The organism is Pseudomonas sp. 05N431, assembly GCF_056397005.1.
In genome coordinates, this window is record NZ_JBFTMN010000011.1 from 138,993 (window position 1) to 161,246 (window position 22,254).

Here is a 22,254-nt window from a genome sequence, read left to right on the forward strand (position 1 = left end):
ATGCTCCGCGCTCTGCCTGCGCTGTTGATGCTGGTCGCCCTGCCCCTGTGGGCGGCCGCACCGAAAGACCTGACCTGGGCGGAAATGATCCCGCCCGACGCACCGGCAGAAGTGCCGAACATGAAACCGCTGCACGACCTGTCGCAGATGAGCAGCGCGTTGTCCGCCGAGTCCGCGCCGGCGGCCAAGCAAGACATGCCCAATGCGCCGGTGGTGAAGAACCTCGACGGCAAGAACATCCGCTTGCCGGGTTACATCGTGCCGCTGGAAGTCAGCGAGGAAGGTCGCACCACCGATTTTCTGCTGGTGCCGTATTTCGGCGCATGCATCCACGTACCGCCTCCGCCGTCGAACCAGATCGTCCACGTCAAAAGCGCGGTTGGGGTGAAGCTCGATGAGCTGTATCAGCCGTACTGGATTGAAGGTGCAATGCAGGTCAAGGCGTCGACCAGCGAATTGGCGGATGCCGGGTATCAGATGGATGCGGACAAGATCTACGTGTACGAATTGCCGGAGTGAACCCGGTAGTTATTCGTCGTCTGCAAGATAGCCATCGCGAGCAAGCTCGCTCCCACATTCGATTTGTGCATCAACACAATCCACTGTGGGAGCGAGCTTGCTCGCGATGAGGCCATCATAGTCGCCAACGAAATCAGGGCCATCACTGTTTCATTGAGCTGAGTCAAAAGCGCCGTTCCTGACGCTTCGTACCATTGGACATAGATAATTTGAATCGTCCTTTGGAGCCCCCATGCACAAGTCATTGCTTAGCGCTTCCCTCATTGCATTCGCGCTTGCAGCCCCGTTCGCCCAGGCCCATGAAGCCGGTGACATCATCGTTCGGGCCGGTGCAATCACCGTCAACCCGACCGCTGGCAGTTCCAGCGTCAAGGTTGATCGCGGTCCATTGGCGGGTGCGGATCTGGGTGGCAAGGCGACCATGGACAGCAACACGCAGCTGGGCCTGAACTTCGCGTACATGCTCACCCCCGATATCGGCATCGAGCTGCTCGCCGCCTCGCCGTTCCAACATGACGTGAACCTCAAAGGCACCTCCCTGGGCGCGGCCAACGGTAAGCTCGGCACCCTCAAACACCTGCCGCCGACCCTGAGCGTGGTTTACTACCCGCTCAACAACAAGTCTGCATTCCAGCCGTATGTGGGCGCCGGTATCAACTACACCTGGATCTACGACGAAAAGCTCAGTAACGAAGCGCAAGCCAACGGCTTCAGCAATTTCAAGACGAAAAACTCCTGGGGCCTCGCATGGCAGGTCGGTGCCGATTACATGCTGACCGACCACATCATGCTCAACGGCCAAGTGCGCTACATCGACATCGACACCACCGGCTACGTGGACAACAACGCAGTCGCTCCCGGCACCCGCGCCAAGGTCAACATCGACGTGGACCCGTGGATCTACATGGTGGGTCTGGGTTACAAGTTCTAAACCCGAGGTAACGCGAAAGGCCCTTTTGAGGCCAATACCAGAACTTGTGGGAGCGAGCTTGCTCGCTCCCACATGGGGTTAGCCAGGTTTTCAGGCTGCGAAAAGCTTAGCGCCCCAACAGCCGCGCCAGTCCGACGCTCATCGGCGTCTGCTCGGGGAAGGTGAAACGCTGCAACAAACGCTGGTTGTTCGCCCGCGAATGGCGGATGTCACCAGAGCGCGCCGGGCCGTAGGTGATCGGTGGCAACTGCCCCACTACTTCCTCCAACGCCTGAAGCATTTGCTTGAGGGTCGTCGCCTGGTTCCAGCCGACATTCACCGCACCCACTTCAAGCGTCGGCGTTTCGATGGCCTGCACCAGCAGGTCGACCAGGTCTTCGACATAGACAAAATCGCGGGTCTGTTCGCCGTCACCGAACACGGTGATCGGCAGACCTTTCTGCGCACGCTCGCTGAAAATGCTGATCACCCCGGAGTACGGCGACGAGGGATCCTGACGCGGGCCGAAGATATTGAAGAAACGGAATATCGCCGGTTCCAGGCCGTGCTGACGACGGTAGAAGTCGAGGTAGTACTCGCCTGCCAGCTTGTCTGAGGCGTACGGCGTGAGCGGTGACTTGGCGGTCTCTTCGTCGATCGACTCGCCTTCACCGTTATTGCCGTAGACAGCTGCGCTTGAAGCGAACAGCACGCGCTTGACGCCGGCCTGACGCATCGCTTCGCAGACATTCAAGGTGCCGATGAAATTGCTCTGGTGAGTGCGCACCGGATCATCCACCGAGGCCTGAACCGACGCCACGGCGGCCAAATGCGCGACCGCGCTGCAACCGACCATCACCTTTGCCACCAGAGAGGCATCGGCCACGTCACCCTCGATCAGTTCGACCCGTGGATTATCCAGCGGCAGGTTACTGCGCTTGCCGGTAGACAGGTCGTCGAGGATACGCACCGAATACCCTTTGGCGAGCAAGGCATCAGCAAGGTGCGAACCAATGAAGCCGGCACCGCCGGTGATCAAAACAGGGCCATCAGCCATGACGATAAAACCTATCCAGTAAGCCCGGGAGCGCTGCGCGCCAGGCGCGCGGCTTGATCCCGAAGGTGTGCAGAATTTTCTTGCAGGCGAGTACCGCGTGCTGCGGTTCTTCGGCGGCATCCGGCCGTGCGGCGTGAGCCTGCGCTGTCGGTGCTTCAATCGCCAGCGGGTGCAGATTGCGCGCTTCGGCGAGGATCGCCTGCCCCAGCGCCAGCGGCGTGGTCGCCTCGTGCCCGGCGTAATGGTAAGTGCCCCACAGTGGCGCTGCGCAATCGAGTTGCTTGAGCACCGAAATGATCACCCGCGCCGCATCGTCCACCGGTGTCGGGTTGCCACGCCGGTCATCGGCCATCAGCAGTTCTTCAGGCAGTTCGGCACGCGCGAGGAAACGCCCCAGGGTGCCGTCGACGCTGTCATCGAGCAGCCAGCCAAAACGCAGCATCACGTGTTGCGGGCAAGTCGCGCGCACGCTTTGCTCGATACGCCACAAGGCCTGGCCACGCAGCCCCAGCGGTACCGGTTCGTCTTTTTCGCTGTAGGCCGTCGCCCGCGAGCCATCGAACACCCGATAGCTGGAAGGCTGCACCAGGACAATATTGTGATGCTGGCACAGTTCGGCCAGCCGCTCGATCGCCCGCTCCTGAGCAGCCAAACGCGCCTCGGCCACGCTCTCCGCCTGAAACCAGTCAAAGTAATAGGCGAGATTGATCAGCGCGTCGGGACGAGTGTCGTCGAGCAGCTGCGTCAGGCTCGCGGCGTCCCAGCCATCTTGCGGTGGACGGGGGGCGAGGAAACCGATGTCTTCCTCTGCACCGAGGCGAATCAGCGCCTGCCCAAGGGCATTTCCGCCACCCAGTAACATAAGGCGCATTCGCATAGAGTCAGCAGGCCCAGTCTGTTTGGAACGATGATTTTATCGGCACAGCCCGCAGGCTTTGCCGTTGAGAATTGCCAGAATCGTTGCATTTTGCGGGTTTAAAGCGCAACCGTCACCCGTAAAGTGTAGATACCTTGGACACAGGGTGCTGCTACTGGCCCCATCGCGAGCAAGCTCGCTCCCACAGGGGATGTGCGTAGATTACAAAACCCCGGCCCGCCGCAGCCCCCATGTGGGAGCGAGCTTGCTCGCGATGGGGCACCAAGGATCGCAGGAGATCTCAAGCGGTACTTGCAACTTCCTGCCCCCAGCCGCATAAATTACCCCATGAACCTCCCCGTATCAGCCGACAGCGCCCTGGCAGGCTTCCACCCTGCCGTCAGCGCCTGGTTCAACAGCACTTTCCCGGCGGTCACCGCCGCGCAAGCCGGCGCGTGGCCGTTGATTCGCCAGCGTCGTTCGACGCTGGTCGCCGCGCCGACCGGCTCCGGCAAAACCCTCACGGCGTTTCTTGCGGTCATTGACGATCTGGTCCATCAAGGCCTGGCCCAGGGTGGCAAATTACCTGACGAAACCCTGGTGGTTTACGTCTCGCCCCTCAAGGCGTTGTCCAACGACATTCAGATCAACTTGCAAACCCCGCTGGCCGGTATCACCGAGCAACTGCAACGCCTGGGTTTCCCCGAATTACAGATCAACACCGCCGTACGCACTGGCGACACTCCGCAAAAGGACCGCTCGGCGATGCGCAAAAGCGCGCCGCACATTCTGGTTACCACCCCGGAGTCGCTGTACGTACTGCTCGGCTCCGACTCCGGCCGGCGCATGCTCGCCAGCACCCGCACAGTGATCGTCGACGAAATCCACGCCATCGCCGGCAGCAAACGTGGCAGCCACCTGGCGCTGAGCCTGGAGCGCTTGCAGGCTTTGTGTCTGGAACCGCTGATGCGCATCGGCCTGTCCGCCACGCAGAAACCCATCGAAGCGGTTTCGCGTTTTCTGGTGGGCACCGGCCGCCCCTGCGAGATCGTCGATATCGGCCATGCCCGCCGACGGGACCTGGGCATCGAAGTGCCGCCGGTGCCACTGTCGGCGGTAATGGCCAACGATGTCTGGGAGCTGGTCTATGACCGTATCGCTGAACTCGCACGCGAGCATCGGACCACGCTGATTTTCGTCAACACTCGACGGTTGGCCGAGCGATTGAGCCGTCACCTCAGCGAGCGCTTGGGCAAGGACGCCGTCGCCGCCCACCACGGCAGCCTGGCCAAGGAGTTTCGCCTCGATGCCGAACAGCGGCTCAAGCGTGGCGACCTGCAAGTGCTGATCGCCACCGCGTCGCTGGAACTGGGCATCGACATCGGCGACGTCGACCTGGTCTGCCAGATCGCCTCGCCGCGTTCGATCGCCGGGTTTCTGCAACGGGTCGGACGCTCCGGGCACCAGGTCGGCGCCACGCCCAAGGGCCGTCTGTTTGCCACCACCCGCGACGACCTGATCGAGTGCGCCGCCCTGCTCGACTGCGTGCGCCGGGGTGAACTCGATACCCTACTGATCCCCACCGCACCGCTGGACGTACTGGCGCAGCAGGTCGTCGCCGAGGTCAGTTGCCAGGAATGGCAGGAGCAGGCGCTGCTAGAGGTACTGCGCCGCGCATCACCCTACGCCGAGCTCGACGACACACACTATCAAGCGCTGCTGCAGATGCTTGCCGAAGGCTATAACGGCCGCCAGGGAATCCGCAGCGCTTACCTGCACCGCGACGCGGTCACTCGCACATTACGTGGCCGGCGCGGTGCCAAACTGACGGCGGTGACCAGTGGCGGGACGATTCCCGACAACGCCGATTACAGCGTGCTGCTGGAGCCGCAAGGGCTGAACATCGGCAGCGTCAACGAAGACTTCGCGGTGGAAAGCATTGCTGGCGATGTCTTTCAACTGGGCAACACTTCGTACCGGATCCTGCGGGTCGAAACCGGCAAGATCCGCGTCGAAGACGCTCAAGGCCAACCGCCGACCATTCCGTTCTGGCTCGGCGAAGCGCCGGGGCGCAGTGCCGAATTGTCGCTCGCTGTAGCGCGCCTACATGCGCACCTCGATGAGCTGCTGAGCGCCACGCCCGGCGATCTACAACCGAGCATCAACTGGCTGACCGAGACCCTCGGCCTGAACCTCGCCAGCGCCGAACAACTGGTGGACTACCTCGCCCGCGCCCGGCTGACACTCGGTGCCCTGCCGTCTCAGGACTCGCTGCTGATGGAGCGCTTTTTCGACGAGTCCGGCGGTACTCAGTTGATCATTCACTCACTGTTCGGCAGCCGTATCAACCGCGCCTGGGGCCTGGCCTTGCGCAAGCGCTTTTGCCGCACCTTCAACTTCGAATTGCAGGCCGCTGCCAGCGAAGACGCCATCGTCTTGTCGCTGTCCAGCAGCCACAGTTTCGAGCTGGACGAGGTCTGGCGTTATCTGCACAGCAACAGCGCCGAACAGATCCTGATTCAAGCGGTACTCGACGCGCCGCTATTCGGTGTGCGCTGGCGCTGGAACGCCGGCGTCGCCCTCGCGTTGCCGCGGTACAGCGGCGGACGCAAAGTGCCGCCGCAGATCCAGCGGATGAAAAGCGAAGACCTGATCGCCAGCGTGTTTCCCGACCAGATCGCCTGCCTGGAAAACCTCGTCGGCGAGCGCGAAATTCCCGATCACCCGCTGGTCGAGCAAACCCTCGACGATTGCCTGCACGAAGCCATGGACTGCGACGGCTGGCTGGCGCTGTTGCGACGTATGGAACGCGGTGAAGTGCGCTTGATCAGCCGCGACTTGCCCGCGCCCTCGCCGCTGGCGGCGGAAATTCTCAGCGCCCGGCCCTACACCTTTCTCGACGATGCGCCGCTGGAAGAACGCCGTACTCAAGCGGTGCTCAATCGGCGCTGGAGCGACCCGCAATCGACCGATGACCTCGGCGCACTGGATGCCGAGGCTATTCAATCAGTGCGCGATGAGGCCTGGCCACTGCCCACCAGCGTCGATGAAATGCATGAAGCGCTGATGAGCCTGGCCGCCATCAGCGACGCCGAAGCGCAGGCCAATCCGCAGTGGCTGCACTGGCTGCAAACCCTGGCGGATGGAGGGCGCGCCAGCCGTTTGCAGATCAACGCGGACCAAGCGATATGGCTGGCACTGGAGCGCCTGACCTGCCTGCAAGCAATCTACCCACACGCCGCGTTGTTACCGCCGTTGCAGGCCTTGCCGGGTTTCGATGAAGCCTGGGACACCGACGAGGCTCTGGTCGAACTGATCCGCGCTCGCCTCGGTGCATTTGGTCCGTTGCCGATTCATGCGATTGCTCAACCGCTGGGGCTTTCGACGGCTCAAGTCACCCAGGCACTGGCGCAACTGGAGCGCGAAGGCTACGTGTTGCGCGGGCGCTTCAGCCCGGCGGCCTCGCAAGAAGAATGGTGCGAACGGCATTTGCTGGCGCGCATTCATCGCTACACGGTCAAACGCCTGCGGCGGGAAATCGAGCCCGTGGCATTGCAGGACTTCATGCGCTTTCTGTTTGACTGGCAGCATCTGTCGCCAGCCACCCAAGGCCAGGGCAGCGCGGTGTTGCCGGCGATTGTCAGTCAGTTCGAAGGCTACCCGGCGGCCGCATCTGCCTGGGACAGCGATCTTCTGCCGGCGCGGCTCAAGAACTATTCATCGACGTGGCTGGATGAGCTGTGCCGCAGCGGCAAACTGGTCTGGACCCGGCTGACGGTGCGCAACAAAGCCACTGGCGCAGCGCTGCGCAGCACGCCGATTGTGTTGCTGCCACGGGCGCAGGTCCCGCTCTGGAGCAGCCTGACCGAGCCACTGGAGGTCAGCGAACTGTCGCCCAAAACCCAGAAAGTCCATCAAGCGCTGAGCCAGCAGGGTGCGTTGTTCTTCGATGAGCTACTGCACGAAGCCCATCTGCTGCGCAGTGAACTGGAGGTCGCCTTGCAGGAGCTGGTCGGCGCCGGGCTGGTCAACGCCGACAGCTTCGCTGGCCTGCGCGCGTTGATTACACCCGCCAGCAAACGCCAGGCGCGCAGCAGCCGACGTGGACGCGGAGCGTTTGTCGGTGGAATGGACGATGCCGGGCGCTGGGCCTTGTTGCGCCGTCAATCGACGCCGCCGGTTGTGGATAACCGTGGCACCCCGAGCGAAACCCTCGAACACATCGCCCTGACCTTGCTCAGGCGTTACGGCGTGGTGTTCTGGCGGCTGCTGGAACGCGAGGCCGAGTGGCTGCCGAGCTGGCGCGAATTGCTGCGTACCTTTCACCGGCTGGAGGCGCGTGGAGAGATTCGCGGCGGACGTTTTGTCAGCGGTCTGGCGGGCGAACAATTCGCCTTGCCCGAAGCGATCCCGCTGCTGCGCGAAGTGCGCCGCCGCCCGCATGACGGCAGCCTGATCAGTGTTTGCGGCGTCGACCCGCTGAACCTCGCCGGCACCCTGCTGCCGGGCCACAAAGTCCCCGCCCTCGCCAGCAACCGGTTGGTGTATCGCGATGGCCTGCCGGCCGCCGCCGAGATCGCCGGTACGCAGCATTACTGGCTGGAACTGGATCAGCCCCATACCGCTGAGTTGCACAAAAAACTGACCCAATACAGAACCCTGTAAGAGGTCTTTGGTTACGCGCCTTTGATCTTTGCTTAAAGGTCAAATATCAAATGCCCGTCTCGCTATTTTTCCGCAAGAACCCAACCCCGACACTGCGCTCCTGAATCAAACCACCGGAGTTGCAGCCATGCCCATTGCCTTGCTCGCGCTGACCCTTAGCGCTTTTGCCATCGGGACGACCGAGTTCGTCATCGTTGGCCTGTTACCCACCATCGGTGCCGACCTTGGGGTCAGCCTGCCGTCGGCCGGTCTGCTGGTCAGCCTTTACGCGCTGGGTGTCGCCATTGGCGCGCCCGTGCTCACCGCCCTGACGGGCAAAGTCCCACGCAAATTGTTGCTGCTGTCGCTGATGGTGCTGTTCACACTCGGCAACCTGCTGGCCTGGAAAGCCCCGAGTTACGAATCGCTGGTCATTGCACGCATCGTCACCGGCCTGGCCCACGGGGTGTTCTTCTCGATTGGCTCGACCATCGCCACCAGCCTGGTGCCGAAAGAAAAAGCCGCCAGCGCGATTGCCATCATGTTCACCGGCCTGACCGTGGCCCTGGTGACCGGCGTGCCGTTGGGGACCTTTATCGGTCAACATTTCGGCTGGCGCGAAACCTTCCTCGCCGTGTCGGCGCTGGGTGTGATTGCGTTCATCGGCAGCCTGATCTATGTGCCAAAAAACATCGCCCACAGCAAACCCGCGTCGTTGTTGCAGCAATTGCAGGTACTGAAACAACCGCGTTTGCTGCTGGTGTACGCCATGACGGCAGTCGGTTACGGCGGTTCGTTTATCGCCTTCACGTTCCTGGCACCGATTCTTCAGGATATTTCCGGCTTCAGCGCCAGCACCGTCAGCCTGGTGCTGCTGGTCTACGGAGTCTCGGTGGCCATCGGCAACATCTGGGGTGGCAAACTGGCCGATAAACGCGGCCCGATCAGTGCGCTGAAACTGATCTTCGCCCTGCTCGCCGCGGTGCTGTTCGTACTGACCTTCACCGCCGGTAATCCTTGGCTGGCACTGGCCACCGTACTGGTCTGGGGCGCCGTGGCGTTCGGCAACGTGCCCGGCCTGCAAGTGTATGTGGTGCGTCAGGCTGAGCATCACACGCCGAACGCGGTGGACGTTGCGTCCGGCCTGAACATCGCCGCCTTCAACCTCGGCATCGCTGGCGGTGCCTGGGGTGGCGGGTTGATCGTCGCCCACATGGGCTTGATCCATACCGCGTGGATCGGTGGTCTGGTGGTGTTGGTCGCGTTGGCGCTGACCGCCTGGAGCGGTCGTCTCGATCGCCTCGGCCCGGTGTATGCCGAGCCGGTGCAGGGTTCGGCACAGATTGTCGCCGGGCATTGATCCTTCAAACCAACGCAGCCTAAGGGCTGCGTTTTTGTATGCTTCACGTAGCAGCTGCCGAGCCCGCGAGGCTGCGTTTCTGCATGCTTCACGTAGCAGCTGCCGAGCCTGCGAGGCTGCGTTTCTGCATGCTTCACGTAGCAGCTGCCGAGCCTGCGAGGCTGCGTTCGGCTGCGTAGCAGTCGTAAACACTAAGTGCACAATTTAACTGAAAGACCGCATAGCCTGATTTCACGACTGCTACGCAGCCGAACGCAGCCTCGCGGGCTCGGCAGCTGCTACGGGGCTACGGGGGCCGTGTTGCTTATTGCCGTGCGGGGGGCGTCACCCCGAATCGTGCGCGATAATCGCTCGGCGCCAGGCCGGTGATTTTCTTGAACGTGGAGCGAAATGCACTCGGGTCCGAATACCCCACGTTCCAGGCGATGTGATCGATGGTGCCGTTGGTGAACTCGAGCATTTCCCGGGCCTTGCCGACTCGCAGGTGCTGGCAGTATTCGGTCGGTTTCAAACCGGTCGCGGCTCGAAAGCGCCGCAGGAACGTCCGCTCTTCCAGCCCTGCCTGCTGCGACATTACGCTCAGCGACACCTCCACCGCACCATTGGCTTGCAGCCAATGCTGAACCTTGAGAATCGCTGCATCGCCATGACTCAGAATCGGTGCGAAGTTACTGCCGCATTCGCTCGCACTGTCGCTGTGTTCGATCACCAGAAAACGCGCGGTACTGGTGGCAATACTCGGCCCCATCAGACGATTGACCAGCCGCAAACCCAGCTCCGACCAGGCCATCAACCCCGCGGTGGTAATCAGGTCACCATCGTCGACGATGGGCTTGTCGGCGTTGAGCGTGACCTTCGGGTAACGCTCGGCGAATTTTTTCGCCGAGGTCCAGTGAGTAGTGGCGCGGCGACCGTCGAGCAGGCCGCTTTCGGCCAACAGAATAGAGCCTACGCAAACCCCGCCAAGGGTCGCACCGGTCGCGTGTTGCTGGCGAATCCACTGGATCAGCGCTGGCGCTGCCTGGCCTTCTGAAAATCCGCCAATCGATGGCGGGATCAACAGCGCAATCAGCGCACCGTCGGCAGCGGGATGACTGTCGTAAATGCGTTGAGGCGCATGCTCGGCATCAGCCTGCCAGTGGCTGATCCGCAACAATGGCAGTTGCGCGCTCTGATGCTCGGCGGCGATGCGATTCGCCACTCCGAACAAATCCGTCAAACCATGCACCGCCGCCATCTGCGCGCCGGGATAGATCAGCACGCCCAACTCGGCGACTGCGCGTTCTACGCCCATTGTCAGTTTTCCCCCTTTTATTGTCGGTGCGGCCAATCCTCGAACGGCCGGTGAAACCCAATACTTCGTTCCACACCAACCCTTCCGAGGAAACACCCATGGCCAAGCAAGCACTCATCGTAGTCGATATCCAGAATGACTACTTCCCCCAAGGCAAATGGCCGCTGGTCGGGGCCGACGCGGCTGCCGACAACGCCGCGCGGGTGATCCGGGCCTTCCGTGATGCCGGTGATCAGGTGGTGCATATCCGCCATGAATTCACCTCTGACACCGCGCCGTTTTTCACTCCGGGCTCAGAGGGCGCGCAGTTACACCCAAAAGTCCGCAACCACAGCCATGAACCGGTGGTGCTCAAACACTTCGTCAACGCATTCCGCGAAACCGAACTGGAGTCGATCCTTGACCAACACGGCATCGACAACCTGGTGATCGTCGGCAGCATGAGCCACATGTGCATCGATGGCGCCGCACGTGCCGCGGCCGATCTTGGCTACGGCGTCACGGTGATCCACGACGCCTGCGCCACCCGAGACCTGGAGTTCAACGGCGTGACCGTCCCGGCCGCCCAGGTGCATGCCGCGTTCATGTCGGCCCTGGGCTTTGCCTACGCAACGGTGGTTTCCACCGATGATTATCTGGCGACCAATCACTGAATCTGACCCCGGCAAGACCCGAAGGCCCGCAGCACTGACACGCTGCGGGCCTTTTTTTGTGATGAAAATCAGTCGATTAAAAATCTCACGCGTGAGTTGTTGAGAGCGCTTGAATTTATCTGTAGTGTTATCACGCGTGATACAAAAAAGCGGAGCCACTGCAATGAAACGTCGCTCTCCAGCAGCCTCAGACACAACACCCGCGAGCAGCCAGGGAGAGCGCTCGAAACCTTCCGCGAAAAAACCATCGAGCTTCTATATGAAGCAGATGCGCGGAGGACTTAGCGCCGCCGGCTATGTGAAACATGAAACTTGGGTGCTTCCCGAAAACCGGAGCCTGCTCAAGCAAATGGAGAAACAGCTACGCCAGCCGATCCTGGCTGGTTCATTCATGTTGGAGGATTACATGAGCGCAGGTAACAACTGGAACATCGATCGCCTCTTCAGCGCCCTGCAGGCCCTTGATGAGGTGGTATCCAACGAAATCACCCTGACGTTGATTCAAGGCTCCGAGCAGAGCATCAAGCTTGAAATGAACGAGTTTGGCGGGCTGCCGATTTACATCGCGGTCGTCGGCGAGCAAATCATCGTCGACACCGTGCTGGTCGATCTCGAATCCATCAAGGACGTGCAGCGCTTCAACGATGCCGTGCTGCGCAGCCGGGAAATGTTCCCGCTGTCGTCGATTGGTATCGAATCCATGCCCAACGGCCAGACCGTCTACAGCATGTTCGGTGCGCTCAGTTCCGAGTCCAGCCTGACCAACGTCGTAACCGAGATCAAAACCCTCGTCGACAACGTTCAGCGCGCCAGCGAAGCCTTCGAAGGCTTCTTCAACTAATTTTCGGGAGTACCGAGTCATGCAAAACCAATCGATCTGGAGCAAGTTGTTCACCGCACTGCGTGGCGGCGCCAGCGAAGTCGGCGAAGCCATCGCCGACCAACAGGCCCTGCGCATCCTCGATCAGGAAATCCGCGACGCCGACAGCGCCCTGGCCAACGCCAAGCGCGAACTGGTCACCATCATGGCCAAGCACAAACTCTCGGCTGAACGCGTAGCGCAGTACAACGCCAAGATCAAGGACCTGGAATCCAAGGCCATGGCCGCGCTCCAGGCCAACCGTGAAGACCTGGCACTGGAAGTGGCCGAAGCCATTTCGACCCTGACCAACGAACTCGACGGCGAACAGAAGCAAACCACCGAGTTCGGCGCCTACGCCGACAAAATGCGCAAGGACATCACCAAGGCCGAAGCCCGCATCAAGAGCCTGCGCCAGCAAGTAGACATGGCCAAGGCCCGTGAAAGCGTGCAGAAAGCGCAGGTCAGCGCCTCCATCGCCAGCGGCGGCGCCAACGGCAAACTGGAAACCGCCGTCGGCACCTTGAATCGCCTGCAAGCCAAGCAGGAACAACGGGCTGCCGAGCTGGAAGCGAGCGACGAACTGGCGGACGCGTCCACCGGCAACGATCTGGAGCGCAAGCTGCGCGAAGCCGGAATCACCCCGGACCAAGGCAGCGCAAACGCAATTCTGGACCGACTGAAAAAACAATCGGCCGAGTAACCGGCTTACGCACTCATTCAAAAGGAAGGGCACCGGTGTAATGCCAGACAGTTAAGGGACTCCGAGTGCAACGCATGACCCGTAGCAGCTGGCGAAGCCTGCGTTCGGCTGCGAAGCAGTCGTAAAATCAGGGTATGCGTTACGTCAGGCAGACAGTGCAAGTAGAGCTCACGACGGCTACGCCGCCGAACGCAGGCTTCGCCAGCTGCTACAGGTCGCGTTACGGCGTAACTGACTGGCATTCACCGGCGTGCCCTTCTTTTTGTTGATTCGAGGACAAGGATGGACAGGGTAACCGGCTTCAAGATCATCGCAGGCCTGGCCATGCTGATGGTCGCGATCCAGCTGCTGAATGTGCTGACAGGCTACGGCCTGACGATGTTCGGCCTGGTCCCCCGAACTGCCCACGGCCTTGTCGGAATTGTGACCTCACCGTTCCTGCACGTGTCCTTTGCGCACTTGATCGCCAATCTGGTGCCGTTCCTGGTGCTGGGAACCCTGGTAATCGCCGAGGGTTTCAAACGCTTTGCGGCCGTCAGCGCGATCATTATTCTGGTCGGCGGCGCGCTGGTCTGGCTGTTCGGTTTCAACGGCGTTCATGTAGGCGCCAGCGCCTGGGTCTTTGGCCTCTGGGCGTACCTTCTGGCGCGTGCCTGGTTCCATCGCAGCTGGAGCAACGTACTGATCGCCGGCATTGTCGCATTCATCTATGCAAGCCTGATTTTTGGCTTTATTCCGCGCCAGGGTACCTCATTTGAAGGGCATATTAGCGGCGCATTCGCTGGATTTATTGCAGCACGGCTACTTCTCTCCAGGCCGCGCAGCAGGTCTAATGCAACCCGGTAAACAAGCGGGCACCAAAATGGTCCACGGCGGGTTTATTCGTCAAGGACGCGTCACCCCAGGGAGCCAGGGACAAATGTCGATTTTCCTCTTGTTACGCATGTACGCAGCGTCGCCCTTCCACAAGTCTGGATGGGCCGGCCTTGCCATTGCCTTGGGCGTACACGCTGCCACCGCCTGCCTGGGCGAGTTGGCGCTCCTCATCGGTCAACAGCCTTCGATCAACCCGCCCGGCGCCACCCGCGTCCCGGGTGGCGAACGTATCTATATCCCTTCCACCCGCCTGAAGGAAATCACCCATGGGATGGTTTAAACAGTTGATGGGCCTCGAAGCCCCGACACCCAAGGACAGTGCACCGGTTGCCGGCCCCCTCGGGCTCGGCCAGGGAAAAGCGCTGATGTTCGACACCACGCTCAAGCTGTTGCTTGACGAAAAAACCAGCGTAGTCATTCCCGGCACCCAGCAGATCTGGAGCGTCGGCACTGTCGACCTCGGCCAGTCGACCTGGCTCTCGCGCTACTACATGGACGACGAAGACTTCTGGCTGCAGGTCCACACCACCGGCGCCATCGCCGGCCAGGTCGAGTCGGTGATCCTGTTCAATTACCTAAGCTACGTCACCCTCAACAGTGAAGCCGAACTGCGCAGGCTCGCAGGGCCGGACAGCCTGATCGGCCTGCCGACCTATACCCATGACGGCGTCGAATACACCCGCGAATGGGGCTCCGAGGCCGGGCAGACCGAGCTGGTGGCCTTCACCGAGCAGGTCAGCAATCCGGATCAGTCCTACGTCGTGGAACATCGCTCGATGCTCTACGCCCGCGAGACCGGCCTGACCGACCGCCGCGAATTCCTGCTGTTCTCGGTGGAAGAAGACGCCGAAGGCAGCATCAGCTTGAGCACCTCACTGGGTATCTCGCTGTACACCACCGACCTCACTACTCTTTAAAAAGGAACAGCCCATGCTAGAAGCACTCTCCGTCTCGCTGAACAAAGCCGCCGTCCTGGGATTTGTTTCGTACATCATCGGCGCCGCCCTGCTGTTCGCGATTTTCCAGTTCGTCTACACCCGCATCACGCCGCACAAAGAGTTCGAACTGATTCGCTCCGGCAACACCGCGGCCGCCATCGCCCTGTCCGGTGCCATCATCGGTTTCGCTATCCCGGCGAGCAATGTGATTGCCTACTCGGTCAGCCTGCTGGACTTCGCGGTATGGGCACTGATTGCCGCAGTGGTGCAACTGCTGGCATTCCTGATGACCAGCCTGGTGCTCAAAGGCACCTCCGAACGCATCCGTAATGGTGAAATCGCTGCCGCCATCTACGTCGCAGCCGTCGCCATCAGCGTTGGCCTGCTCAATGCTGCGTGCATGACCCCTTCGCAGAACTGATCGCGCCACGGAGGCAATGATGAAACGAAGCAAGTACGTTCAACTGTCCCTGGCAGCATCGGTCGCCGTCGCGATATCAGGTTGCGGGCCGACAGAAAAAACCTACGCAGTGAATCAGAAGTTCAACTTTCAATCCGTGCAGCAGTGCGTGGATCAAAAGCTTCCGGTGAGTGTCTGCTCCAATGCCTACATGACCGCCCTCACCGAACACCGTCGCATTGCGCCGCTGTACGACAGCCAGGCCGATTGCGACGCCGACTTTGTCGCCGACTGGTGCCAGCAGGACTCCACCGGCAAGTTCATTCCTAAGCTCGGCGGCTTCGAGCTGGCAGCCAATGGCGAGGTCACCCAGACCCAGCTGGACGCCGCCAGAGCCCAACTGCCCGCCTCCGAAGTGAGCTCAGGCGGTTCAGGAGGAATGGTTAACGGTCTTCTGGCCGGCATGCTGATCAGCAACATGCTGAACAGCAACCGGGGCAGCTACAACTCCGAACCGGTTTACCGCTACCGCGACTCACGTGGCGATTACTCATCGTCGACGCTCAGCCAGCGCATCGCCACCGGATCGAGCTTCACCAAATCGGACCAGGCGAAATACGGTAGTGGCTACAGCAGCTCCACGTTCAAGTCGAGCAGCTCCAAGCCAATCTCGGTATCCTCATCCACTTCCCGGGGCGGTTTTGGTAGTCAGGCCAGCGCCCGCAGCGGCTGGGGCGGCTCGAGCAGTTTCGGTCGATCGAGCAGTTAAGGAGCGAGCGCCATGAAGAAAATCCTCTGCCAGGAACGTCACGACTGGAAGCAGACCGCCGAAAACCTCGGCTTCATGTTTCACACCATCGACGACGAACCCTACTGGGACGAGAGCGCGTATTACCAATTCACGCTCAAGCAGATCGAGAACGATCTCGAAGACCCGACTACCGAGATCCATGAGATGTGCATGGACCTGGTCGACCGGGTGGTGCAGAGCGAAGAACTGCTGGAGCGCCTGAGCATTCCGGCGCCCTTCTTCGATATGATTCGCACTTCATGGCGCGAAGGCCATCCGCACCTTTACGGTCGCCTGGACTTCTCCTACAACGGCACCAGCCCCGCCAAATTGCTGGAACTCAACTACGACACGCCCACCAGTTTGTACGAGGCCTCGGCGTTTCAGTGGGGCTGGCTGGAGCAATGCATCGAGCGCGGCTTGCTGCCCAGCCATGCCGACCAGTTCAACAGCATCGACACCAAGCTGCATCAGGCCTTTGCGCAGCTGCAGATCAAACAGCCTTTCTACTTCGCCTCGATGAAACAATCGGTCGAAGACAAGGGCACCACCGACTACTTGCGGCTGATCGCGGAAAAAGTCGGGATCGAGTCACGCCACATCGATATCGAAGACATCGGCCTCAACAGCGAAGGACGCTTCGTCGATCTCGAAGAACGCTGGATCCCTCACCTGTTCAAACTGCACGCCTGGGAATTCATTTTCCACGAGCCATTTGGTGAGGCCATCGCCCAGAGTGACACGCAGTTTTTCGAGCCGGCCTGGAAATCGATCATCTCGAACAAAGGCATCCTGCCCCTGCTGTGGGAGTTCAACAAAGGGCACCCGAACCTGCTCGCCACGCACCTGGATCCCGAGCCCGGCAAAGCGGTGCCAAAGGGCTGGGTGCGCAAGCCGTTCTTCTCCCGCGAAGGCGCCAACATCGAACTGCAGACCCCGGAGGGTCTGGTCGTGAAGGAAGACGGGCCGTACACCGATGCACCGTTCATCCTCCAGGAGTTCGCCCCGCTGCCGAAGTTCGGTGACAGCTACACGCTGATCGGCTCCTGGGTGATTGGCGATCAGGCCGCGGGCATTGGTGTGCGCGAGGACAACAGCCTGATCACCAAAGACTCAAGCCGGTTTTTGCCGCACCTGATACTCGACTGAAAAACCTCGCCCAGCAGGCAAATGCCAGTCAGTTAAGCGCAATCCATGTGGGAGCGAGCCTGCTCGCGATAGCGGTGGGTCAGTCAACATTGATGTTGAATGTTATGCCGTCATCGCGAGCAAGCTCGCTCCCACAAAAAAGGCCCATCGCATCAAGCGACGGGCCTTTTTATTTAGAACGGATTCAGCGACAAATCAGAACGGAATATCGTCATCAAAGCTGTCGAAATCCGGAGCTGGCTGCGGTGCGGCCTGCTGTGGCGCCGGAGCCGAACGCTGTTGCGGAGCCGACTGCTGCGGACGCGGAGCTTGCTGACGCGGAGCGGATTGCTGGTAGTTGTTACCGCCGCCCTGGCCCTGTTGGTCGCCCTGTGGACGGCCGCCCAGCAGTTGCATGGTGCCTTGCATGTCGACCACGATTTCAGTGGTGTAACGCTTGATACCGTCTTTTTCCCACTCGCGGGTTTGCAGCTTGCCTTCGATGTAGACCTGCGAACCTTTACGCAGGTATTCGCCGGCGATTTCCGCAACCTTGCCGAACATCGATACACGGTGCCATTCGGTCTTTTCGACTTTCTGGCCGGTTTGCTTGTCGGTCCATTGTTCGCTGGTCGCCAGACTCAGGTTGGTCACGGCGTTACCGTTAGGCAAGTAGCGAACTTCGGGATCCTGGCCGCAAGTGCCGACCAATATGACTTTGTTAACCCCACGGGCCATAACGTTCTCCTAGGCTTCGCACGCGGTCGGGGCCGGGTTGTTGACCAGGCTCTCGAGGGTCGTGCGATCCAATAGTTCGGTGTCCAATTTGATGTAAATGGCCGCTTCATCAGCAACCACCACTGCATCTGTTACCCCAACGACGGCCAGCAGGCGCTCGACCAAACCAGCTTCGCGGATCGCTTCAGGCGATAACGGCAAGCGCAGGCTCGTCACATAGGGAGGTTCACGCATGGTAACAGCAAAGGCCAACCAGAGGGCAGCCAGTCCTGCGCATCCAAGGAACACAGCCGACAGACCGCCATGCTGGAACATCCAGCCGCCCATGATCCCGCCCAGTGCCGAACCGAGGAACTGACTGGTGGAATAAACCCCCATCGCCGTACCCTTGCCGCCTGCCGGTGAAACCTTGCTGATCAGCGACGGCAACGAAGCTTCGAGCAGATTGAACGCGGTGAAGAACACCACCGTACCAATCACCAGAGCCCGCAAACTGTCGCCGAACTGCCAGAAGAATAGCTCAGTGAGCATCAGCGTACTGACCGCACCAAGTAAAACTCGTTTCATTTTGCGTTTCTTCTCGCCGTAGATAATGAACGGGATCATGGCGAAGAACGAAATCAGCAGCGCGGTCAGGTACACCCACCAGTGCTGCTCCTTGGGCAGCCCGGCCTTTTCGACCAGCGCCAATGGCAACGCGACGAAGCTCGACATCAACATCGCGTGCAACACAAAAATACCGAGGTCCAGGCGCAGCAGGTCCGGATGCTTGAGTGTCGGGATCAGCGCCTGACGGGCAACGCCGGATTCGCGGTGATGCAACGGGCTGGTGGCGCGCGGCACCATGAACATCACGATCACGATGCCAAACAGCGCCATGCCGCCCGTCGCCAGGAACAAACCGGACAGACCAAAGGCGCGGGTCAGCAACGGCCCGACCACCATGGCCACGGCGAACGACAGACCGATGGTCATGCCGATCATGGCCATGGCTTTGGTGCGGTGCTGTTCGCGGGTCAGGTCCGACAGCAAGGCCATGACCGCCGCGGAAATCGCCCCGGCGCCTTGCAGGACGCGTCCGGCGATCACACCCCAGATCGAGTCGGCATTGGCGGCCAAAACGCTACCGAGGGCGAAGACGATCAGCCCCAGGTAAATCACCGGGCGACGACCGATACGGTCGGAAATGATCCCGAACGGAATCTGAAAAATCGCCTGAGTCAGGCCGTAAGCGCCAATCGCCAGACCGATGAGGGCCGGGGTCGCTCCTGCGAGATCCATTCCATAGGTCGCCAACACCGGCAACACCATAAACATGCCAAGCATACGGAAGGCGAACACCAGGGCCAGACCGCTTGCTGCGCGGGTCTCGCCACCACTCATGCGTTCGCTGTGGGGATCGTGCATGGAATAACCTCATGTGAACCGGCGGCGATTCTACCAGTCCCATCGGTTGACGGGGTATAGGGCGACGCTTTGTCGCGAGCCTGCCTCGTGCCGTTGTCAGGCGCCGTTCAGCAAGCGTCATTTGATAGTGTGCATCCATCCAGTATTTGCCCGTATACTCCTACGTTTTCGACGCCCGCCAAGCGAGGCCACCTTGGACAAGATCCTGATTCGTGGGGCTCGAACCCACAACCTGAAGAACATCGACCTGACCCTGCCACGGGACAAACTGATCGTCATCACCGGTTTGTCCGGGTCCGGCAAGTCTTCCCTGGCATTCGACACGCTGTATGCCGAGGGTCAGCGACGCTATGTCGAGTCGCTGTCGGCCTATGCCCGGCAGTTCCTGTCGATGATGGAAAAGCCTGACGTCGACACCATCGAAGGTCTGTCGCCGGCCATCTCCATCGAACAGAAGTCGACCTCGCACAACCCGCGCTCGACGGTCGGCACCATTACCGAAATCTACGACTACCTGCGCCTGCTTTATGCTCGCGTGGGTATTCCGCGCTGCCCGGATCACGACATTCCGCTGGAAGCGCAGACCGTCAGCCAGATGGTCGACCTGGTCCTCGCCGAGCCCGAAGGCAGCAAGTTGATGCTGCTGGCACCGGTAATCCGCGAGCGCAAGGGCGAACACCTTTCGGTCTTCGAAGAGCTGCGCGCCCAAGGCTTTGTCCGGGCCCGGGTCAACGGCAAGCTCTTCGAACTGGACGAATTGCCGAAGCTGGATAAACAGAAGAAGCACTCGATCGATGTCGTGGTCGACCGCTTCAAGGTCCGCGCCGATCTGCAACAGCGGCTGGCCGAGTCGTTCGAGACGGCGCTGAAACTGGCCGACGGAATTGCGCTGGTCGCGCCAATGGACGACGAACCGGGCGAAGAAATGATCTTCTCCGCGCGCTTCGCTTGCCCGATCTGCGGCCACGCCATCAGCGAACTGGAACCCAAGCTGTTCTCCTTCAACAACCCGGCCGGCGCCTGCCCGACCTGCGACGGCTTGGGAGTTAAACAGTTCTTCGACATCAAGCGCCTGGTCAATGGCGAGCTGACCCTGGCTGAAGGGGCGATTCGCGGCTGGGACAGGCGCAACGTCTACTACTTCCAGATGCTCGGCTCACTGGCCTCGCATTACGGCTTCAGCCTGGAAGTGCCGTTCAACCAGCTCCCGGCCGATCAGCAGAAGATCATCCTGCATGGCAGCGGCACACAGAACGTCGATTTCAAATATTTGAACGACCGTGGCGACATCGTCAAACGCTCACACCCGTTCGAAGGCATCGTGCCGAACCTGGACCGTCGCTACCGTGAAACCGAGTCCGCGTCAGTACGCGAAGAACTGGCCAAGTTCCTCAGCACCCAGCCTTGCCCGGATTGCCGCGGTACTCGCCTGCGCCGCGAAGCGCGGCATGTGTGGGTCGGCGAGAAGACACTGCCGGCGGTGACCAACCTGCCGATTGGCGATGCGTCCGATTACTTCGGCACGCTGAAACTGACCGGTCGACGCGGTGAAATTGCCGACAAGATTCTCAAGGAAATCCGAGAGCGCTTGCAGTTCCTGGTCAACGTCGGTCTCGACTATCTGTCGCTGGACCGCAGTGCCGACACCCTGTCTGGCGGTGAAGCGCAACGTATTCGTCTGGCCAGCCAAATCGGCGCCGGCCTGGTGGGCGTGCTGTACATTCTCGACGAACCGTCGATTGGCTTGCACCAGCGCGACAACGATCGACTGCTGGGAACGCTCAAGCATCTGCGCGATATCGGCAACACGGTAATCGTGGTCGAGCACGACGAAGATGCGATTCGTCTGGCCGACTATGTGGTGGACATCGGTCCGGGTGCTGGCGTGCACGGTGGTCATATTGTCGCTGAAGGCACCCCGGCCGAAGTCATGGCGCACCCTGACTCGCTGACCGGCAAATACCTGTCCGGCCGCGTGAAGATCGAAGTCCCGGCCAAACGCACAGCGCGCAACAAGAAGCTCTCGCTGTCGCTCAAGGGCGCCCGAGGCAACAACTTGCGCGACGTCGACCTGGAGATTCCGATTGGTTTGCTGACCTGCGTGACCGGCGTATCCGGCTCGGGCAAGTCGACGCTGATCAACAACACTCTGTTCCCGCTCAGCGCCACCGCACTGAACGGCGCGACCACCCTGGAAGCCGCAGCCCACGACAGCATCAAGGGCCTTGAGCATCTGGACAAAGTCGTCGACATCGACCAAAGCCCGATCGGCCGTACGCCACGCTCCAACCCGGCGACCTACACCGGGCTGTTCACACCGATTCGTGAATTGTTTGCCGGCGTGCCGGAATCCCGCTCACGTGGCTATGGTCCGGGGCGTTTCTCCTTCAACGTGAAGGGCGGGCGCTGCGAGGCCTGTCAGGGCGACGGCCTGATCAAGGTGGAAATGCACTTTCTGCCGGACATCTATGTCCCGTGCGACGTCTGCAAGAGCAAGCGCTACAACCGCGAAACCCTGGAGATCAAGTACAAGGGCAAGAGCATCCACGAAACGCTGGAAATGACCATCGAAGAAGCCCGGGTGTTTTTCGATGCGGTTCCAGCGCTGGCGCGCAAGCTGCAGACGTTAATGGATGTGGGCCTGTCGTACATCAAACTGGGGCAATCGGCGACCACCCTGTCGGGCGGTGAAGCCCAGCGGGTCAAGCTGTCCCGCGAGCTGTCCAAGCGCGATACCGGCAAAACCCTGTACATCCTCGATGAGCCGACCACTGGCCTGCACTTCGCGGATATCCAGCAGTTGCTTGATGTACTCCATCGCCTGCGCGATCACGGCAACACCGTGGTGGTGATCGAGCACAATCTGGATGTGATCAAGACCGCTGACTGGCTGGTGGACCTTGGGCCGGAAGGCGGTTCCAAGGGCGGGCAGATCATTGCAGTGGGTACGCCGGAGGAAGTTGCCGAGATGAAGCAGTCGCATACCGGCTTCTACCTCAAGCCGTTGCTGGAACGCGATCGGGCTTAACGTCCACGCATGAAAAAGCCCCGGTCACTTCATCAGTGACCGGGGCTTTTTGCTTTTGTGGGAGCGAGCTTGCTCGCGATAGCAGAGTAATAGT

General features: G+C 60.8%; 18 protein-coding genes and 1 pseudogene. 14 read left to right on the plus strand and 5 right to left on the minus strand.

Annotated elements, in window-relative coordinates:
- Together AC1DIG_RS19960 and AC1DIG_RS19965 are read left to right on the plus strand one after the other, a co-directional pair.
- A complete protein-coding gene (locus tag AC1DIG_RS19960; protein ID WP_477768683.1) occupies positions 1-519 on the plus strand; it encodes a DUF3299 domain-containing protein in 519 nt (172 codons plus the stop codon).
- A 232-nt stretch (positions 520-751) separates the two neighbouring features.
- Positions 752-1,450, plus strand: coding sequence for an OmpW/AlkL family protein (locus tag AC1DIG_RS19965; RefSeq protein WP_477768684.1), 699 nt, complete (start codon positions 752-754; stop codon positions 1,448-1,450).
- Between the two features lie 106 nt (positions 1,451-1,556).
- Here the strand turns inward: AC1DIG_RS19965 and AC1DIG_RS19970 are convergent, their stop codons facing one another.
- Positions 1,557-2,486 (minus strand): NAD-dependent epimerase/dehydratase family protein, encoded by a 930-nt coding sequence (locus AC1DIG_RS19970; protein ID WP_477768685.1) that lies wholly within the window; start codon positions 2,484-2,486, stop codon positions 1,557-1,559.
- Positions 2,479-3,363 carry a sugar nucleotide-binding protein gene (locus AC1DIG_RS19975; RefSeq protein ID WP_477768686.1) on the minus strand — a complete coding sequence of 295 codons (885 nt, stop codon included), beginning with the start codon at positions 3,361-3,363 and terminating at the stop codon, positions 2,479-2,481. The genes AC1DIG_RS19970 and AC1DIG_RS19975 overlap by 8 nt, the downstream gene beginning before the upstream one ends.
- 327 nt (positions 3,364-3,690) lie before the next feature.
- Here AC1DIG_RS19975 and AC1DIG_RS19980 point away from each other — a divergent pair, with 327 nt between their 5' ends.
- Positions 3,691-8,007 (plus strand): DEAD/DEAH box helicase, encoded by a 4,317-nt coding sequence (locus AC1DIG_RS19980; protein ID WP_477768687.1) that lies wholly within the window; start codon positions 3,691-3,693, stop codon positions 8,005-8,007.
- 127 nt (positions 8,008-8,134) lie between these two features.
- Positions 8,135-9,346 carry an MFS transporter gene (locus AC1DIG_RS19985; RefSeq protein ID WP_019693863.1) on the plus strand — a complete coding sequence of 404 codons (1,212 nt, stop codon included), beginning with the start codon at positions 8,135-8,137 and terminating at the stop codon, positions 9,344-9,346.
- 304 nt (positions 9,347-9,650) lie between these two features.
- Here AC1DIG_RS19985 and AC1DIG_RS19990 read toward each other — a convergent pair whose 3' ends face one another.
- Entirely contained in the window at positions 9,651-10,640 is a 990-nt protein-coding gene (locus AC1DIG_RS19990) for a GlxA family transcriptional regulator (RefSeq protein WP_477768688.1), read from the minus strand.
- A gap of 98 nt (positions 10,641-10,738) precedes the next feature.
- Here AC1DIG_RS19990 and AC1DIG_RS19995 point away from each other — a divergent pair, with 98 nt between their 5' ends.
- The 9 genes and pseudogenes from AC1DIG_RS19995 to AC1DIG_RS20035 all read left to right on the plus strand — a co-directional run bounded on the left by AC1DIG_RS19995 (position 10,739) and on the right by AC1DIG_RS20035 (position 17,008).
- Positions 10,739-11,293: a cysteine hydrolase family protein gene (locus AC1DIG_RS19995; protein ID WP_477768689.1), complete on the plus strand. Its 555-nt coding sequence runs from the start codon at positions 10,739-10,741 to the stop codon at positions 11,291-11,293.
- A gap of 163 nt (positions 11,294-11,456) precedes the next feature.
- Positions 11,457-12,134, plus strand: a complete 678-nt coding sequence (locus AC1DIG_RS20000) for a YjfI family protein (protein ID WP_019693866.1) — start codon at positions 11,457-11,459, stop codon at positions 12,132-12,134.
- A gap of 19 nt (positions 12,135-12,153) precedes the next feature.
- Positions 12,154-12,855, plus strand: coding sequence for a PspA/IM30 family protein (locus tag AC1DIG_RS20005; protein ID WP_477768690.1), 702 nt, complete (start codon positions 12,154-12,156; stop codon positions 12,853-12,855).
- A gap of 282 nt (positions 12,856-13,137) precedes the next feature.
- Positions 13,138-13,701 carry a rhomboid family intramembrane serine protease gene (locus AC1DIG_RS20010; RefSeq protein ID WP_477768691.1) on the plus strand — a complete coding sequence of 188 codons (564 nt, stop codon included), beginning with the start codon at positions 13,138-13,140 and terminating at the stop codon, positions 13,699-13,701.
- A gap of 73 nt (positions 13,702-13,774) precedes the next feature.
- A pseudogene (locus tag AC1DIG_RS20015) lies at positions 13,775-13,912 on the plus strand (potassium channel protein); the annotation flags it as partial.
- Between the two features lie 85 nt (positions 13,913-13,997).
- Positions 13,998-14,648, plus strand: a complete 651-nt coding sequence (locus AC1DIG_RS20020; protein ID WP_477768692.1) for a DUF2491 family protein — start codon at positions 13,998-14,000, stop codon at positions 14,646-14,648.
- Between the two features lie 13 nt (positions 14,649-14,661).
- Positions 14,662-15,090 (plus strand): DUF350 domain-containing protein, encoded by a 429-nt coding sequence (locus tag AC1DIG_RS20025; RefSeq protein WP_123423439.1) that lies wholly within the window; start codon positions 14,662-14,664, stop codon positions 15,088-15,090.
- A gap of 19 nt (positions 15,091-15,109) precedes the next feature.
- A complete protein-coding gene (locus AC1DIG_RS20030) occupies positions 15,110-15,838 on the plus strand; it encodes a DUF1190 domain-containing protein (protein ID WP_477768693.1) in 729 nt (242 codons plus the stop codon).
- Between the two features lie 12 nt (positions 15,839-15,850).
- Entirely contained in the window at positions 15,851-17,008 is a 1,158-nt protein-coding gene (locus tag AC1DIG_RS20035) for a glutathionylspermidine synthase family protein (RefSeq protein ID WP_477768694.1), read from the plus strand.
- A gap of 195 nt (positions 17,009-17,203) precedes the next feature.
- Here AC1DIG_RS20035 and AC1DIG_RS20040 read toward each other — a convergent pair whose 3' ends face one another.
- Together AC1DIG_RS20040 and AC1DIG_RS20045 are read right to left on the minus strand one after the other, a co-directional pair.
- A complete protein-coding gene (locus AC1DIG_RS20040) occupies positions 17,204-17,725 on the minus strand; it encodes a single-stranded DNA-binding protein (RefSeq protein ID WP_053162823.1) in 522 nt (173 codons plus the stop codon).
- Positions 17,726-17,734: 9 nt separating this feature from the next.
- On the minus strand, positions 17,735-19,132 hold the full coding sequence (locus AC1DIG_RS20045; protein WP_477768695.1) for an MFS transporter: 1,398 nt from the start codon (positions 19,130-19,132) through the stop codon (positions 17,735-17,737).
- 193 nt (positions 19,133-19,325) lie between these two features.
- On the opposite strand from AC1DIG_RS20045, the gene uvrA reads away from it, so the two are divergent.
- Positions 19,326-22,160 carry an excinuclease ABC subunit UvrA gene (gene uvrA, locus AC1DIG_RS20050; RefSeq protein ID WP_477768696.1) on the plus strand — a complete coding sequence of 945 codons (2,835 nt, stop codon included), beginning with the start codon at positions 19,326-19,328 and terminating at the stop codon, positions 22,158-22,160.
- Positions 22,161-22,254 lie beyond the last annotated feature (94 nt).

Coding starts and splice junctions, on each gene's coding strand:
- AC1DIG_RS19975 (WP_477768686.1), bottom strand. CDS start 3,363: ATGCGAATGCGCCTTATGTTACTGGGTGGCGGAAATGCCCTTGGGCAG.
- AC1DIG_RS20040 (WP_053162823.1), bottom strand. CDS start 17,725: ATGGCCCGTGGGGTTAACAAAGTCATATTGGTCGGCACTTGCGGCCAG.
- AC1DIG_RS19960 (WP_477768683.1), top strand. CDS start 1: ATGCTCCGCGCTCTGCCTGCGCTGTTGATGCTGGTCGCCCTGCCCCTG.
- AC1DIG_RS19970 (WP_477768685.1), bottom strand. CDS start 2,486: ATGGCTGATGGCCCTGTTTTGATCACCGGCGGTGCCGGCTTCATTGGT.
- AC1DIG_RS20030 (WP_477768693.1), top strand. CDS start 15,110: ATGAAACGAAGCAAGTACGTTCAACTGTCCCTGGCAGCATCGGTCGCC.
- AC1DIG_RS20005 (WP_477768690.1), top strand. CDS start 12,154: ATGCAAAACCAATCGATCTGGAGCAAGTTGTTCACCGCACTGCGTGGC.
- AC1DIG_RS19990 (WP_477768688.1), bottom strand. CDS start 10,640: ATGGGCGTAGAACGCGCAGTCGCCGAGTTGGGCGTGCTGATCTATCCC.
- AC1DIG_RS20020 (WP_477768692.1), top strand. CDS start 13,998: ATGGGATGGTTTAAACAGTTGATGGGCCTCGAAGCCCCGACACCCAAG.
- AC1DIG_RS20045 (WP_477768695.1), bottom strand. CDS start 19,132: ATGCACGATCCCCACAGCGAACGCATGAGTGGTGGCGAGACCCGCGCA.
- AC1DIG_RS19980 (WP_477768687.1), top strand. CDS start 3,691: ATGAACCTCCCCGTATCAGCCGACAGCGCCCTGGCAGGCTTCCACCCT.
- AC1DIG_RS20035 (WP_477768694.1), top strand. CDS start 15,851: ATGAAGAAAATCCTCTGCCAGGAACGTCACGACTGGAAGCAGACCGCC.
- AC1DIG_RS19995 (WP_477768689.1), top strand. CDS start 10,739: ATGGCCAAGCAAGCACTCATCGTAGTCGATATCCAGAATGACTACTTC.
- AC1DIG_RS20025 (WP_123423439.1), top strand. CDS start 14,662: ATGCTAGAAGCACTCTCCGTCTCGCTGAACAAAGCCGCCGTCCTGGGA.
- AC1DIG_RS19985 (WP_019693863.1), top strand. CDS start 8,135: ATGCCCATTGCCTTGCTCGCGCTGACCCTTAGCGCTTTTGCCATCGGG.
- AC1DIG_RS20010 (WP_477768691.1), top strand. CDS start 13,138: ATGGACAGGGTAACCGGCTTCAAGATCATCGCAGGCCTGGCCATGCTG.
- AC1DIG_RS20000 (WP_019693866.1), top strand. CDS start 11,457: ATGAAACGTCGCTCTCCAGCAGCCTCAGACACAACACCCGCGAGCAGC.
- AC1DIG_RS19965 (WP_477768684.1), top strand. CDS start 752: ATGCACAAGTCATTGCTTAGCGCTTCCCTCATTGCATTCGCGCTTGCA.